The sequence below is a fragment of the Nitrosomonas sp. Nm34 genome (genome assembly GCF_900113925.1).
Lineage (GTDB): Bacteria > Pseudomonadota > Gammaproteobacteria > Burkholderiales > Nitrosomonadaceae > Nitrosomonas.
Genome location: NZ_FORD01000061.1, coordinates 1 through 14,420, shown reverse-complemented (window position 1 = coordinate 14,420; position 14,420 = coordinate 1). Strand labels below are relative to the sequence as shown.

Genomic DNA, 14,420 nt, shown 5'->3' with positions numbered 1-14,420 from the left:
TGTCATTTACCCATTATAAATTGGCTTTATTATCCATAATCCTGCATGAACATTCTAATCCAATTTCTGGAAGTTATTTTTGACGACATCCTTAACGGATTTCTCGATTGTACCTTTGGTCGTGGGGATGGCCTCGGCTGAGGAAGTCGCTGAAGTATTGGATTGCCTGTGGAGAAGTGAAGAAACTTTGATTATTGTGAGCTCCGATCTGTCGCACTATCTACCCTATGCGATCGCACAACGTGAAGATAGCAAGACTATTTCCTCTATTCTTCAATTAAACCACACCGTCGATCATGAACAGGACTGTGATGCGATGCCCATTAATGGCTTGATGCTGACTGTACGCAAACATCACTTGACTTCGCATTTACTGAATTTGCGCAATTCGGGTGATACCGCAGGCCCGCGCGAGCAGGTAGTAGTTTATGGTGCATTTGTTTTCACACCGCCCTATTCATCGCTTGGGAATACTGACTATGCTGCCTGATCAAGGAAGAGAGCTGTTATCGATTGCGCGGGCTGCGATTGCTCGTGCTTTGAATGTTGCGTATCGGTTGGAAAGCGATGAGCGTGTGCCTTGGCAGCAAGAGTTGGGTGCGTGTTTTGTTACGCTGATGCAGGATGGGAAGTTGCGTGGTTGTATCGGCTCACTTGAGGCGCAACGATCATTGTTAATGGATGTCAAAAACAATGCGGTGTCTGCTGCTTTACATGATCCGCGCTTTGCACCTTTGCTTACCGCTGAGTTTGATGAGACTCATATTGAAATTTTGTTGCTGTCATCGAGGCTGGCGATGGTAGTGCAAGACGAAGCGGATGCGTTGGCGCAGCTGCGGCCAGGTATAGACGGCATCGTGTTTGAATATGGTTGCTATCGCAGTACATTTCTACCCCAAGTATGGCAGGAGCTTTCACAGCCTCATCAATTTCTCGCTATGTTGAAGCGGAAGGCAGGGTTACCTGCAGATTTCTGGGCAGAAGGGATCAAATTGTTGCGTTATACCGTAACCAAATGGCGTGAAGTTGAAGATATGGAGGAATAGCTAAATGGATGAACCGATTAGCAGTGCAGAACGATATCCTGCTAAATATTGGCATTGGTTGAGTGATGGACGTATCCAATGTGACTTATGTCAACGTGATTGTAAATTGCATGAAGGACAGCGCGGTGCCTGCTTCGTGCGCGGCCGGCTAGATGATGAAATGGTGCTGACGACCTATGGTCGTTCTTCGGGTTTCTGTGTCGATCCTATTGAAAAAAAGCCGCTGAATCACTTTTATCCAGGCAGCAGCGTGCTGTCGTTTGGCACTGCAGGGTGTAATCTTGCCTGCAAATTTTGTCAGAACTGGGATATTTCCAAATCACGTAGTTTCGACAAGCTTGCTGATCAGGCAAGCCCGGAAGCTATTGCGCGAACTGCTGAACGTTTGGGTTGTAAAAGTGTTGCTTTTACTTATAACGACCCGGTCATTTTTGCAGAATATGCCATGGATGTGGCCGATGCATGTCATGAGCGCAATATTAAGACCGTCGCAGTTACTGCCGGGTATGTCCATGCTGAGCCTCGGCGCGATTTCTTCGCTAAAATGGATGCCGCTAATGTCGATCTAAAAGCATTTACAGAGAAATTTTATGTCAAGCAAACCGGCTCGCGCTTGCAGCCGGTGCTCCAGACATTGAAATACCTCAAGCACGAAACGCAGGTATGGCTTGAGCTAACCACATTATTAATTCCCGGGCTCAATGATTCTACAGAAGAGTTGCAGGCACTGAGTGAATGGGTGGCAAGCGAACTTGGTGTGGAGGTGCCGATACACTTCACCGCATTTCATCCCGACTACAAAATGATTGGCATGCCAAGTACGCCAGTGAGTACGCTTATTCGGGCGCGTAAAATTGCCCACATGGCAGGACTCAAGTACGTTTATACAGGAAATGTGCATAACAAAGACGGAGATATCACCTTTTGCCCATCATGCAATACCACCTTGATTGAGCGTGACTGGTATGAAATCGCCCACTATCGTCTTACTTCCAATAGCCATTGTCCTGATTGCGATATTGCTATTGCAGGACGTTTTGATGAATATGCCGAAACATTTGGCAGACAACGCATGTCGGTTACTATAGGGGGTTGGTATGAGTGAAGTATTGATTCAGGATGGCGCTACCCGGCTCAATGGTGAATTAGTGCTGCCATCTTCTCCAGCAGGTGTGGTGTTATTTGCGCATGGCAGTGGTAGTAGCCGCTTTAGCCCCCGTAATACCTATGTAGCCAAAGTACTACAGGATCATGGGATCGGCACGTTATTATTTGATCTGCTGACGCAAGAAGAAGATCGGGATTATGCAACACGCTTTGATATCGAATTGCTCACACGACGTCTGCTTGCCGCAACCGCATGGTTGGAAGGTGAATCAAAGACGCAATCATCGCAAGCGGGATATTTTGGTGCCAGTACAGGCGCCGCCGCCGCACTGCAAGCTGCCGCAAAATTGGGGAATAAAATTACAGCTATCGTGTCGCGCGGTGGGCGTCCTGATCTCGCTGGTGAACAAGCCTTAAGAGAAGTTAATGCTCCTACCTTGCTACTGGTTGGTGGAGCAGATTACGGGGTGATTGAATTAAATCAACAAGCTTATTCACTATTGAATTGTGAAAAGCGACTTACCTTGATTTCAGGAGCAACCCACTTATTTGAGGAACCTGGCACGCTGGAACAGGTTGCGCGTCATGCAGCAGACTGGTTTGTCCAGCATTTCAGTATTCCCAAATAATTATTTGTCGTTTTTTCTCAATAGCGTAATCACCTCCTCATCACTAACCTGAGGAAATGACTGATAAAATTGTCCTACTGAGTAAAACAGTTCGGGTGCCTCCAGGCAAACTATCTCGTCAGCATAAGGTGTAACTTTAGCCAAAGTATCAGGTGGTGCAACGGGTACCGCACATATCAATTTTTGAGGATGTTTAGCGCGTACGGCATGCAGAGCGGCAATCATAGTAGAGCCGGTTGCCAGGCCATCATCTACTATGATCACGATACGTCCTTGTGGATCAAGAGGTGGACGAATCGGTGTGTAACTATTGCGCCGTTCATGCATGACTTCGAGTTGAGTCGTTTTTTCCTGCTCAATATAAGCTGGATTGCTTATCACTTGATGGGCATATTCGGCCAGATAGGTCCACCCTGTTTCATCTATTGAGCCAATTGCAAATTCCGGGTTGTCGGGAGCTCGCAATTTACGCACAAGCACGACATCCATGTCACCATTTAGCGTATCGGCGATAATTCTTGCCATTGGTACAGCGCCACGTGGAATCGCTAACACCAATGGATGTTGCCCATGATACGGATTCAGTTGCTTTGCCAATAAGATAGCTGCTTCTTTACGATCACGAAACATTTCTTTTTTCCTCCTTTCTGGCTGTTACTTAAATTATCCGCTTAAATGAATAGTGTAATCAGTTTTATGACGACAGTCTGGTTAATCATTTAAAAGAGAGGTAGGATACGAAGCTTGAGAATGCAAAATCCGTAGTTTTGATCGCTCAATAAGTAATATGATCTAAATTGAACCTTGTGCCTTATTAAATTAAGTCATGACACTTATATTTCATATTTATTAAAGGAGTATATGCTATGAGTCATTCTAAAAAAGGTTATTCTAAAATTCCTCCAGGCTACCATACTATTACTCGTCACGATGGTATTATTCAAGAGCAGGTGCATGATGCTTATAAAGCCAGAGGTAAGTTACACGAACCGACCATCTGCCCGGAATGTAATGCAGTTTTTCATGAGGGACGCTGGCAGTGGTTGCCTGCGCCAGCAAACGCACATAAAGAAATGTGCTCTGCTTGCCATCGTATTCATGATCATTATCCGGCGGGTTTTTTGACTCTGGAAGGGCCTTTTTTTTTAGCGCATCGCGAAGAAATCATGCATCTAGTGCATCATGAGGAAAAGTATCAGCGTGCAGAACATCCCATTAAGCGCATCATGGAGATTGAAGAAAAACCTGATTCCACATTGATTACTACTACAGATATCCATCTTGCGCGTGGGATGGGCGAAAAGATCCATGATTCCTATCAGGGCGAGCTCGAGTTTCACTATAATGCGCAAGAAAACTTGCTACGAGTGAATTGGTCACGTTCATAGTATTATTATGTATAAGACAGCGATGAATGTATTTTTTAAATGATGAAGTGGAAGGGAGGTAATTATGCTGGAATCATTAAAAGAGGCAGGAAAAAGTATCGGCCGTGAATTGGGTCGTGCATGGGAAAATCTCTCTGATGGTTGGCGTGAATTACTTACTCGGAGTGGGGAAGCACTAACCCATTTTGGCCGTAGTAGAAATGGAGTGACCACGGAAGGTGAAAGTCAGCTACCCGTTTTTCCACGATGGGGTTTACTAGCAGGAGAAGTGGAGGAGACAGATAAGGAGATCGTTGTGCGCGTGGAAGCGCCTGGTATTGAGAAGGAAGATTGGCAAATTACCATTGACGGAAACAAACTCTATTTAAGCGGAGAAAAACGCTTCGAAAGGGTTACCCATGATAGTACTTACCATATTATGGAACGTGCTTATGGATCCTTCCAGCGTTCGATTCCATTGCCACACAATGTGGATATTGATAGAGCAGAAGCTAATTACAAGAATGGTGTATTGACCATACGTTTGCCAAAAATTGGAGACTATAAGTCTAGAACGGTTCGTTTGTCCTGAAGTAAATATTGATGATTGTATCGATAGGCAAATGATGCAGGATTGTTCTTGAAATGGTTCCCGTATGCATCCATGAAACAACTATTACTCGATATTTCGTCACCACGGCCTCCTACACTGGAGAATTTTATTCCAGGACATAATTTTGAGCTGCTACAAACGCTTAAAAATGCTTTAACCAATCAAAATCTAGAGCGTTTTATTTACGTATGGGGCAATTCTGGATGTGGTAAAAGCCATTTGTTGCAGGCAGTAGTTGAGGCATTTGTTCAACAAGATCTCAAAGCAATTTATGTTTCATGCGAAATTAATAGTGAGTTTGCGTTTGAGGCCGCTTCTATTCGTTGTATGGCAATTGATAATGTAGAGCGATTGGGGGCGGCTGCCCAAATCAGATTGTTTAACTTTTATAATCAAGTACGAGAGGAGGGAGATGCCTTGTTTTTGGTAAGTGGTGAAGTATCCCCTGCACGGCTGTCTTTACGGCAAGATTTAGTTACGCGTCTTGCCTGGGGATTGGTTTATCAGATACATGAATTAAATGATGAGGAAAAGAGAGAAGCTATGAAGAATCATGCAATCAGTTGCGGATTTGAGCTGCCTTATGAGATTTGCGATTATTTGCTGCAGCATCAGCAGCGTAATTTACCTGCTCTGATCAGAGTAGTTGATGCATTGGACCGCTACTCTCTTGCTAAGCAGCGACCAATAACACTTCCTTTATTGCGCGAATTATTACAGGTCGCCTTATGAAGTTGGCTTTATTTGATCTAGATAATACGCTACTTGCCGGGGATAGTGATTTTCAATGGGCGCAATTTCTAATTGAACAGAGAGTGCTTGATCGTGAAGTGTATGAAGCGCGCAACATCGAATTTTATGAGCAATACAAAGCGGGTACACTCGATATTCATGAATTTCTCGATTTTCAGCTAAAGCCATTAGCACGTCACTCACGAGAGCAGCTTGATGCATGGCGCAGTGAATTTATTCAAAAAAAAATCATGCCATTGATTGCGCCTGGTGCGCATGATCTAGTTGCTAAGCATAAACTTGAACGTAATGTATGCATCATCATAACCGCAACCAATAGTTTTGTAACGGCTCCAATTGCACGGATATTAGGCATTGATCACCTAATTGCAACTGAGCCAGAACAAAAAGAAGGTCAATTCACAGGCCGAGTATCGGGAATACCCTCCTTCAGAGAAGGGAAAATCACGCGATTGGAGCAATGGTTGGATAAGCATAATCTTACTTGGCTCTCTTTTCTGGAAAGCTGGTTTTACAGTGATTCTCTGAATGATTTGCCGCTTCTGAAGAAAGTGACGCACCCTGTTGCCGTTGATCCTGATGCCACCCTTGAGGGATATGCGCAACAGAATGGATGGCCAATTATTAGCTTGCGATAGTTTTATGTCCGGCAATTTCCTTACCCTTCTCAAAGGTTACAGTGTGACATTTGTGCTTGTAAGGGGGTAGAGCTGGCTGGTCCTTTCTGTTACCCCTTCAGCATGTTTAGGTGGTAGTCTGCCTACGAGAATATGGTGCGATTTCTGCTCTGCCAAGGTGACCGGTCCCCCTTGAGATGGCGCTTGCCGATCAAGGCACCGCTTTCCCAATTACCTATACGCGAGCTTTGCTCAACCATTCCGTGCGGGTCATCGATGCTGACCTTGTTGCGAATTGTGCTACACCGCTTTCTTCCGTTTGCATAGCACTTGTGTGGCGGTCTCTGACAGTGCATAGGTTGCCACTATCCCCGGTTTGTTTGCATAGAGGCACTATTCGCTATTCTCTTCTTGCTTAAAACCTGCTTTCCGTAGCTCTGAATCTGATACGTTGCTCTCGGATAAGCTGCTGCCAGTGCTTCATTTATGCTTCTTTTATTTGATCGTTCAAGAAGCTCAGCTACTATTGTAGTTTGCCTCTTGTTAACCTTATAAAAATACACTTCAAACTTGAATTCGCCTGTTCTCATCGAAACGAAACTTCATCAATTTATTTGAAGAAATAATGGATGGTACGAAGTTTTTCATAAGATTTTGAGATCATCCATTTCACATAATCTGCTGACAAACTTTACTGCTGCCTCAAGATTTGCGTTTGCTCTGTTGCTTAGCGCAGCACCAAGCTCAAAATGGTAACCTCGAATCCGAAGTAAAAAAGTTTGTGGTGCAGCCTGTCCATACACTTCCTGATACACGTGTAATAAGGTGGATGGAGTCATAGCATGTGTCGAGTAACTCCTGTCTTTTTCTGCTACTACTTTGGAATAAACAAATGGTTCTGCGCATGATAAGTCTGCATCGATAAACAATGTCTGATGACATCTGGTCACGTCCATCACATGCTCAATCTGGAGCTGCATATCACTTTGGCATTCAACGTGGCTAAATCCCAATAATGCAATATGATCAATAAGATTGGGACCAAGTGCGTCATCGCCACGACTTGGATTACCGTAGCCGAATAGCAGCAGTCTGGGCATGAGTAATGTCAAGTATACTATTTAGAGAGGTATCGGAAAAAAATTCAGGATTAGCTGGTCTCTTATGGATATTTGATATTTGTCCTTAACTATCTGATATGTCGTATCATAACTAGCCTTATTGATTTTAACAGCTTGGGTGCTTATAAGAAGGAGTATTGCTGTACTCAATATTCAACTAATTTATTTTCACTCTTACAGCAATACCCTATTTTTGCTTTTAAAGATATTAAATATTTTAAAACAATCCCTTTTCTTACATTGAAGAGTAGATTGTATCCAAATGCATTATTGCCTGCCTATTGGTTATTTCTTAATATTATTTTACAGGTAAGAAGCGGAATTGGTAGAAATTAATCCGATACTGCGGGCTTGCAACATTCCCGGTTTATTTGTTTGATTAAACATTATGCCTGGATCAGATTAAAGATTCTGGTTCCCGCCTAATTTTATTTTCTTGAAAAAGAATAGTTCTATTGTTAAGGCTAAGATCAGCTTGAGATTACTACTCATTGTGGCGTTAATGGCGTTAATTATGCACGTTCATTATGCATCAGTTTAAATTTTTGATCATAAAATTTAAATTAGAAATTAAAGTCTTATAGATTGAATTAATGATAATAAGACTGTTGCTATAAAACAACACATAATTAATATAACCTTGACAGGGAAATCACCCTTACTATAAGCTCCTTCGTCAGCGAATATGAGACAGTTGTATTTAATAAGCAACGAAAAATAGAAGCAATAGAAGCGTATGGATGATTATCTAACGCATTGATAAGAATGTATTTGGGGATTATTGCGTTAAAATAGTTTTAGAATAAGATGACCAGCACCATTACTTCGAGGGGAAGATCTTGAGTTCGACAATAATTACGCTGGGGGATCCGCTAATGCAAGAATCTGATACTCAGCCTTCAAGCAAATTGTCAATGGCAGCGACACCTACAGCTAACACGCTGCCTCAACGATTAGCAGATTTTGATACGTTGACGGATGCGCTGGAATATGCGGCAGCCGGAACGACAGGATACAATTTTTATGATGCAAAGGGTGAAGTACGATCGGTACTTTCCTATAGTGCACTTAAACAACGTGCACTTATGGCCGCTCGCCGCTTGTCTGGTTTTGGTTTGGCGCGCGGAGACCGTGTGGCACTAATTGCTGATACAACACCTGAGTTTATTGAATTGTTTTTTGCGTGCCGTTATGCAGGTCTTGTTCCTTTTGCAATGCCGATACCGGTTAATCTTGGTAGCCATGCGATATATGTTCGACAATTGCGCGGTATGCTTGAAAGTAGCCAAGCAAGTATTGCAATAGCTAATCTTGATTTTATTGGTTTTCTTGAAGAAGCTGCTGAAGGTTTAAATACTGATCATTTGCAATGGGTCGGAACACCCAGTCAACTTGAGTTGCTTCCAGAGATAGAAGTGGTTTTTCAACCCAATTCCGCAGAAGAAACTGCTTATTTACAATTTACCTCAGGTAGTACACGCATGCCTCGTGGTGTGGTTATAACAGAACAGGCCTTGATGTGTAATCTTCGTGGGATCGTACGTAATGGATTGGAGGTGTGCGCGAAGGATCGTTGTGCTTCCTGGCTTCCGTTTTATCATGATATGGGTTTGGTAGGCCTCGTATTATCGCCAATGGCTGCACAGTTATCGGTGGATTATCTCGCAACACGAGATTTCGCAATTAGACCATTACAATGGTTAAAATTGATTAGTCGTAACCGGTGTACTATTGCTTTTAGTCAGCCGTTTGGCCTCAAACTTTGTGCATTAAGAGTTCGTGAGTCTGATCTGAAGGAGCTTGATCTAAGCTGCTGGCGTGCAGCGGGTATCGGAGCTGAAATGATTCGACCAGATATTTTACGAAATTTTGCAGATAAATTTTCTGCGGCAGGATTTGATGAGCGTGCTTTTTTACCCTGTTATGGCTTGGCAGAATCTACTCTCGCGGTATCTTTTTCGAAAATTAACCAGGGGGTAATGAGTATTCAAGTTGATACCAAAACGTTAGTAGAAAAGAAAATGGCTGTTCGGGTACAAGCAGAAGGTAGAAAATTTAATGAGTTTGTCAATTGTGGCAGGCCACTTCCTGAGCATACAGTTAAGATTGTTGATGATAATGGAGAAGAATTACCTCAGATGATGGTTGGAAGTGTATTAGTCCGGGGGGGTAGCGTTATGACCGGATACTTTAATAACCGTGAAGAAACCCACAAAGCACTAAAGCCAGGGAAATGGCTTGATACAGGTGATATTGGCTTTATTCTTGAAGGTGATTTGTACATTACGGGACGTCGTACTGATGTTATTATTGTTAACGGCCGAAATATTCGTGCTCAAGATATAGAAGAACTTGCTGAACAACAACCTGAAGTAAGATCGCGCGAAGCATCAGCTTTTGGCATTAGTGGATCTGATGATACAACAATTGTCGTATTAGTGGTTGAGTGCCGTTTAACCTCCGTGGAGGAAAGACAATCACTCATGAGTCGATTGCAACAAATGGTTTATATGGCTTTTGGTGTTAACTGCCTTGTTGAATTAGTGCCACCTCATACGCTTCCAAGAACATCGTCTGGTAAGCTGTCGCGTTTTGCGGCACGTCAAGGATTTCTTCAACGTGCAAATATAGCTGATCAGATATCCGTAGTTCAATCTGGAGACAGATAACAGATAATCGTAAATGTCACAAGTAGTGGCTGTAACGGGCGCCACTGGGTTTATCGGCCGAGCATTGCTTGATACTCTGCTAGAAAGTAAATGGAGAATTCGCGCATTAACTCGAGAGTTCTCATCTGTAAAACGAGAAAATCTAGAGTGGGTACATGGAGACTTGGATAACCACGAGTCACTGCGGCGGCTTGTATCAGGAGCATATGCTGTCATACATTGTGCTGGCGCAGTAAGAGGTAACTCTTTAGAAAGCTTTTTACATAATAACGTAGTGGGAACAGATAATCTCCTGCGCGCAATCCTGGAGCAAAACTTAAGTCCTCGCTTCCTTTTTGTATCTTCTCTGGCAGCAAGAGAATCAAAGCTTTCATGGTATGCAACTAGTAAATTTAAAGCTGAGCAACTAATCAATAATTGTTCAGACAATATGCCATGTACGATCTTTCGCCCTGCAGCTGTATATGGTCCTGGTGACAAAGAACTTCAGCCTCTTTTTAAGGCAACTCGCTACGGTATATTACCCGCAATCGGTGATTTAATTAATCGTTTCGGATTGTTGCATGTGAATGATTTGGTGTCAGCAATTCAATATTGGTTGTGTACTGATAAGCCCATTAAAGGAACTTTTGAGATTGATGATGGCACGCCGGGTGGTTATACCTACCGATCAGTGGCTGCTATTGCACAAGATATTCTAGGAAAGCCTGTCAGATGTATTAGATTACCTGATTTAATACTTCAATTAATTGCTCATGCTAATTTATGGACGTCTCGCTTATTAGGCTATTCGCCAATGCTGACTCCTGGAAAAGTATGTGAATTACAACATCCAGACTGGGTGTGCGATATAACGCCTCTGCGGCAAAATTTAGTGAACTGGTATCCTAATTTCCGCCTCTGTGATACATTGCCACAATTGATCAAACTTTAGATTTTTTAATTAACCAATGGTAGAAATTAACCGAGAAGACATTCTGGATTTATTATGTCGACGCTTAGCAAGTTTTGCCAATACAGAACAGGAAATTACACCAGAAACCAATCTTATTACTCAATTGGCGATTGATTCCATAAAATTATTGAATCTCATTATGGAATTAGAAGATCACTTTGATATTTCTATCCCGCTAAATGCTCTCACAGATGTCGTTACTGTGTATGATCTTGCTAATTTAATTTACAGAATCAAGTCTGATTCAAAATGAATTTACTCGAAAAACTTGATGCAGCAGCCGCAGCTAGAAAAGCTCAATTACCTACTGGATTAAGTGCCTTTGGAATACCCATAGAAGAAATCTATTCTCCAACAGAAGCGAAAATCGGTGAGCGCCGGATTCTGCTTCTTGGCACTAATAACTACCTAGGACTTAGCTTTGCACCGGAATGTAGAGAAGCAGCGCATGAAGCGATAGATAAAGAAGGAACGGGTACCACTGGCTCTCGAATGGCAAACGGAAATTATTCAGGACACCGTGCACTAGAGATGGAGTTTGCCGAATTTTATCAATGCCGGTCATGTATTGTTTTTACAACAGGTTATCAAGCAAATCTTGGAACGATCTCTGGATTAATAGGGGCAGGGGACGTAGCACTTATTGACGGTGATTCTCATGCAAGTATTTATGATGGGTGTATCCTAAGTGGAGCAGATATCATTCGCTTTCGGCATAATGATATGGCTGATTTAGAAAAACGTCTTCGACGATTAGGTGAGCGGAGCAAGAACACACTCATTATTATTGAAGGTATCTATAGTATGCTGGGTGATCAAGCGCCTTTAGCTGAAATTGTGAACTTAAAGAATGCTTATGGTAGTACTTTACTCCTTGACGAGGCACATTCACTTGGTGTTTTAGGTGAAACTGGACAAGGTTTAGCTGAGAAAACTAAGCTCAGCAGTGAAGTTGATTTTATTACAGGTACTTTTAGTAAAAGTTTATGTGGTATAGGCGGTTATTGTGTCAGCAATCATCCGCAACTTGATCAGTTGCGCTATGTGAGTCATCCTTATATTTTTACAGCTTCACCTTCGCCAGCTACCATTGCAGCAACACGTGTCGCTTTAAGATTGCTGCGTAATGGTAGTAAATTACGTGAACAGCTTTGGAAAAACGCACAGCAACTTTATTCGCACCTTAAAATGGTGGGATATCAAGTTGGTCCGGAACCTGGTCCTGTCGTAGCTACTATATTAGATAATCCACAGCAGGCATTAGCCTTGTGGAACGGCTTGTTGGAGAATAATATTTACGTCAATTTGATTCTTCCGCCAGCTGCACCTGAAGGTAAATCATTGGTTCGGTGCAGTGTAAATGCAGCGCACACTGCTGAGCAAATAGAATATGTTTGTCAAACTTTTTCTAAGTTGTATCCATCAATTATTTAGTGGAAATTACTTAGATTTATTGAGTATGCTGGCAGTAGTACTAATTGCTATTTTCTGGCTGGCTACTAATTAACTCACTCATTTATGCACGACTGGATTATTCCAAACTGGCCATCACCTTCGAATGTTAAAGCGATTTTCACTACCCGAAACGGTGGCGTGAGTAAAAACAGAAATGGTACTTATGCAGAATTAAATTTAGGTGATCATGTACAGGATGATTTTTTATCAGTACAGCAAAATCGCGCATTATTACGGCAATATTTGCCGAATAATCCAAGCTGGTTGAAACAAGTTCATGGGGCAAAGCCAGTGTGGGTGGACAAAAAGGTAGTGGAGCCTGAAGGTGATGCGGCATTAAGCCGTTGTAGCGGGAAGGTGTGTGCAATATTAGTAGCAGACTGTTTACCCATATTTTTATGTGATACCGCAGGGACTGTTGTAGGTGTTGCCCATGCCGGTTGGCGGGGGTTAGCTAACGGAATAATTGAAAACTCTATTTCGGAAATGGCTTGTAAGAGCTCTGAGATTATTGCGTGGCTGGGCCCTGCAATTGGTCCTAAGCATTTTGAGGTCGGAGAAGAAGTGCAGGAAGTATTCTTGAAGCAAGATAGCCAATCTAGTTTCGCTTTTACCCCAAGTCAAAGTAGTAAGAAATGGTTCGCAGATTTATTTATATTAGCACGGCAACGACTAACAAATGTGGGTGTAACTAAAATTTATGGCGGTTATGAGTGTACTTTTAGTAACCCAGCAAGGTTTTATTCCTATCGTCGAGATGGTCAGACGGGCAGAATGGCCGCACTGATTTGGCTAACCTAACGATTAAATAATAAAAAGCTACTGGGGCAAATGTAAAATGGAGCGATCCAGTGCTAAGTAGTCCCTAAATGAATCCATATTGAAGAATGAATGTACTGTTGGGTGCAAGCAACCAGCCACTAGCATCACTCTGATTAATATTCTTCAGGAAAAACTGTTTTATTCCTTGAATGGAACAGCACTAAACACGAAGTGCCGCACCTTCATCATCCTTATCTTTCCGTAAAATAACTTATATGTCGACTCTTGCCTGGATCATTTTGACTAGCCTCCTTGGTGGTCTAATAAGTATATTTTTTGCAGCTATATTGACCTTGAATACCCGTAGTTCTTGGGTATCTATGCTTGTTTCATATGCTATTGGAGCATTGTTAGGGGCAGCGTTTTTAAATACTCTCCCTGAGGCTCTAGGGCTTGCTGAGGATCCAAAGCAAATCACGATCATCGTTCTGCTCGGCATACTGCTTTTTTTTATCCTGGAGAAACTCGTCTTGTGGCGGCACTGCCATATGGATGAATGTGAAGTGCATGATCCAGAGCATGGCCACTCTATTTATGAGGCGCAAGGTGATCATGGTCGTAGCGGCCTGATGATTACGTTAGGAGACACATTTCATAATTTTGTGGATGGTATCCTGATTGCTGCAGCCTTTATGGTTGATGTTCAGCTTGGTATCGTGACTGCTATTGCAATTTTTGCCCATGAAGTCCCGCAAGAAGCTGGTGATTTCATTATTTTACTCAATTCTGGTTACAGTCGCACTCAAGCACTTTTACTTAATTTGCTGTCAAGTACCTCGGCGGTAGTAGGAGGAGTATTAGCCTATTTTATGCTGCATCAACTCAATCATCTTGTTTTACCGATGCTTGCAATTGCAACAGCATGTATGATTTATGTGGCGATGGCAGATCTGATTCCAGGCTTGCATAAACGACCGGAAATAGGCGCCACAATCCAACAAGTAGTGCTCATTAGCTTAGGGATCGGTTCTATTTGGCTAGTTGAGACTATGCTCAAGCATAGTCATTAAAAAGTTTAAAAAGTCTCACAATATAATCCAGCTAGCATAGTTTATTATACTTCTCGTGAATCAAAAATTGGTTTAAGTTAATGCGGCATAGTTGTGAATATATTAGAATTTTAATATATCATCACATTACCTGCTCACTGCACAAGAAATTGCTAATTTAGAGGTGGCGCACCGTCAAACCAGAGACAAGCGTTATGCTGACCGGCTAAAAACGGTCTACCTGTTAGGTAAAGGCTGGTCGGTTACTCAAGTGGCT

General features: G+C 42.5%; 16 protein-coding genes. 14 read left to right on the top strand and 2 right to left on the bottom strand.

The features are described from left to right. Positions 1 to 79 precede the first annotated feature (79 nt). From amrB to BM283_RS15100, 4 genes are read left to right on the top strand one after another with little or no spacing between them, the layout of a single operon-like run. Positions 80 to 490: an AmmeMemoRadiSam system protein B gene (amrB, locus tag BM283_RS15115; RefSeq protein WP_090694569.1), complete on the top strand. Its 411-nt coding sequence runs from the start codon at positions 80 to 82 to the stop codon at positions 488 to 490. After that, positions 480 to 1,046 (top strand): AmmeMemoRadiSam system protein A, encoded by a 567-nt coding sequence (gene amrA / locus BM283_RS15110; protein ID WP_090694567.1) that lies wholly within the window; start codon positions 480 to 482, stop codon positions 1,044 to 1,046. The genes amrB and amrA overlap by 11 nt, the downstream gene beginning before the upstream one ends. A gap of 4 nt (positions 1,047 to 1,050) precedes the next feature. Beyond that, positions 1,051 to 2,151: an AmmeMemoRadiSam system radical SAM enzyme gene (gene amrS, locus BM283_RS15105; protein ID WP_090694565.1), complete on the top strand. Its 1,101-nt coding sequence runs from the start codon at positions 1,051 to 1,053 to the stop codon at positions 2,149 to 2,151. Then, entirely contained in the window at positions 2,144 to 2,782 is a 639-nt protein-coding gene (locus BM283_RS15100; protein WP_090694562.1) for a dienelactone hydrolase family protein, read from the top strand. The genes amrS and BM283_RS15100 overlap by 8 nt, the downstream gene beginning before the upstream one ends. On the opposite strand, the gene BM283_RS15095 is transcribed toward BM283_RS15100, so the two are convergent. Further along, the gene (locus tag BM283_RS15095; protein WP_090694561.1) at positions 2,783 to 3,412 is read right to left on the bottom strand and encodes a phosphoribosyltransferase; all 630 of its coding nucleotides are present in this window, start codon (positions 3,410 to 3,412) and stop codon (positions 2,783 to 2,785) included. A 236-nt stretch (positions 3,413 to 3,648) separates the two neighbouring features. On the opposite strand from BM283_RS15095, the gene BM283_RS15090 reads away from it, so the two are divergent. From BM283_RS15090 to BM283_RS15075, 4 genes are all read left to right on the top strand, one after another. Further along, positions 3,649 to 4,170: a BCAM0308 family protein gene (locus tag BM283_RS15090; RefSeq protein ID WP_090694559.1), complete on the top strand. Its 522-nt coding sequence runs from the start codon at positions 3,649 to 3,651 to the stop codon at positions 4,168 to 4,170. A 64-nt stretch (positions 4,171 to 4,234) separates the two neighbouring features. Next, entirely contained in the window at positions 4,235 to 4,741 is a 507-nt protein-coding gene (locus tag BM283_RS15085) for an Hsp20/alpha crystallin family protein (RefSeq protein WP_090694557.1), read from the top strand. Positions 4,742 to 4,813: 72 nt separating this feature from the next. Then, positions 4,814 to 5,494, top strand: a complete 681-nt coding sequence (gene hda, locus BM283_RS15080; RefSeq protein WP_090694555.1) for a DnaA regulatory inactivator Hda — start codon at positions 4,814 to 4,816, stop codon at positions 5,492 to 5,494. After that, a complete protein-coding gene (locus tag BM283_RS15075) occupies positions 5,491 to 6,153 on the top strand; it encodes a histidinol-phosphatase (protein WP_046849591.1) in 663 nt (220 codons plus the stop codon). The genes hda and BM283_RS15075 overlap by 4 nt, the downstream gene beginning before the upstream one ends. A 623-nt stretch (positions 6,154 to 6,776) precedes the next feature. Here the strand turns inward: BM283_RS15075 and BM283_RS15065 are convergent. Next, entirely contained in the window at positions 6,777 to 7,232 is a 456-nt protein-coding gene (locus BM283_RS15065) for a hydrogenase maturation protease (RefSeq protein ID WP_090694552.1), read from the bottom strand. 860 nt (positions 7,233 to 8,092) lie between these two features. Between BM283_RS15065 and BM283_RS15060 the strand changes: the two genes are divergently transcribed. The 6 genes from BM283_RS15060 to BM283_RS15035 all read left to right on the top strand — a co-directional run bounded on the left by BM283_RS15060 (position 8,093) and on the right by BM283_RS15035 (position 14,164). Next, positions 8,093 to 9,922 (top strand): fatty acyl-AMP ligase, encoded by a 1,830-nt coding sequence (locus tag BM283_RS15060; RefSeq protein WP_090694550.1) that lies wholly within the window; start codon positions 8,093 to 8,095, stop codon positions 9,920 to 9,922. Between the two features lie 13 nt (positions 9,923 to 9,935). After that, positions 9,936 to 10,856 carry an NAD-dependent epimerase/dehydratase family protein gene (locus BM283_RS15055; protein WP_090694548.1) on the top strand — a complete coding sequence of 307 codons (921 nt, stop codon included), beginning with the start codon at positions 9,936 to 9,938 and terminating at the stop codon, positions 10,854 to 10,856. Between the two features lie 16 nt (positions 10,857 to 10,872). Continuing rightward, positions 10,873 to 11,130 (top strand): acyl carrier protein, encoded by a 258-nt coding sequence (locus BM283_RS15050; RefSeq protein ID WP_090694545.1) that lies wholly within the window; start codon positions 10,873 to 10,875, stop codon positions 11,128 to 11,130. Next, the gene (locus BM283_RS15045) at positions 11,127 to 12,311 is read left to right on the top strand and encodes a serine palmitoyltransferase (RefSeq protein ID WP_090694543.1); all 1,185 of its coding nucleotides are present in this window, start codon (positions 11,127 to 11,129) and stop codon (positions 12,309 to 12,311) included. The genes BM283_RS15050 and BM283_RS15045 overlap by 4 nt, the downstream gene beginning before the upstream one ends. A gap of 84 nt (positions 12,312 to 12,395) precedes the next feature. Further along, on the top strand, positions 12,396 to 13,133 hold the full coding sequence (gene pgeF, locus BM283_RS15040; RefSeq protein WP_090694541.1) for a peptidoglycan editing factor PgeF: 738 nt from the start codon (positions 12,396 to 12,398) through the stop codon (positions 13,131 to 13,133). A 236-nt stretch (positions 13,134 to 13,369) separates the two neighbouring features. Further along, positions 13,370 to 14,164 (top strand): ZIP family metal transporter, encoded by a 795-nt coding sequence (locus tag BM283_RS15035; RefSeq protein ID WP_090694538.1) that lies wholly within the window; start codon positions 13,370 to 13,372, stop codon positions 14,162 to 14,164. The last annotated feature ends 256 nt before the right edge of the window (positions 14,165 to 14,420 follow it).

Bases quoted from the DNA above. Each gene is read 5' to 3' on its own strand.
- BM283_RS15055 (WP_090694548.1), top strand. From the start codon at position 9,936: ATGTCACAAGTAGTGGCTGTAACGGGCGCCACTGGGTTTATCGGCCGA.
- BM283_RS15090 (WP_090694559.1), top strand. From the start codon at position 3,649: ATGAGTCATTCTAAAAAAGGTTATTCTAAAATTCCTCCAGGCTACCAT.
- BM283_RS15085 (WP_090694557.1), top strand. From the start codon at position 4,235: ATGCTGGAATCATTAAAAGAGGCAGGAAAAAGTATCGGCCGTGAATTG.
- BM283_RS15045 (WP_090694543.1), top strand. From the start codon at position 11,127: ATGAATTTACTCGAAAAACTTGATGCAGCAGCCGCAGCTAGAAAAGCT.
- BM283_RS15050 (WP_090694545.1), top strand. From the start codon at position 10,873: ATGGTAGAAATTAACCGAGAAGACATTCTGGATTTATTATGTCGACGC.
- pgeF (WP_090694541.1), top strand. From the start codon at position 12,396: ATGCACGACTGGATTATTCCAAACTGGCCATCACCTTCGAATGTTAAA.
- BM283_RS15095 (WP_090694561.1), bottom strand. From the start codon at position 3,412: ATGTTTCGTGATCGTAAAGAAGCAGCTATCTTATTGGCAAAGCAACTG.
- BM283_RS15035 (WP_090694538.1), top strand. From the start codon at position 13,370: ATGTCGACTCTTGCCTGGATCATTTTGACTAGCCTCCTTGGTGGTCTA.
- BM283_RS15100 (WP_090694562.1), top strand. From the start codon at position 2,144: ATGAGTGAAGTATTGATTCAGGATGGCGCTACCCGGCTCAATGGTGAA.
- amrS (WP_090694565.1), top strand. From the start codon at position 1,051: ATGGATGAACCGATTAGCAGTGCAGAACGATATCCTGCTAAATATTGG.
- amrA (WP_090694567.1), top strand. From the start codon at position 480: ATGCTGCCTGATCAAGGAAGAGAGCTGTTATCGATTGCGCGGGCTGCG.
- BM283_RS15065 (WP_090694552.1), bottom strand. From the start codon at position 7,232: ATGCCCAGACTGCTGCTATTCGGCTACGGTAATCCAAGTCGTGGCGAT.
- hda (WP_090694555.1), top strand. From the start codon at position 4,814: ATGAAACAACTATTACTCGATATTTCGTCACCACGGCCTCCTACACTG.
- BM283_RS15075 (WP_046849591.1), top strand. From the start codon at position 5,491: ATGAAGTTGGCTTTATTTGATCTAGATAATACGCTACTTGCCGGGGAT.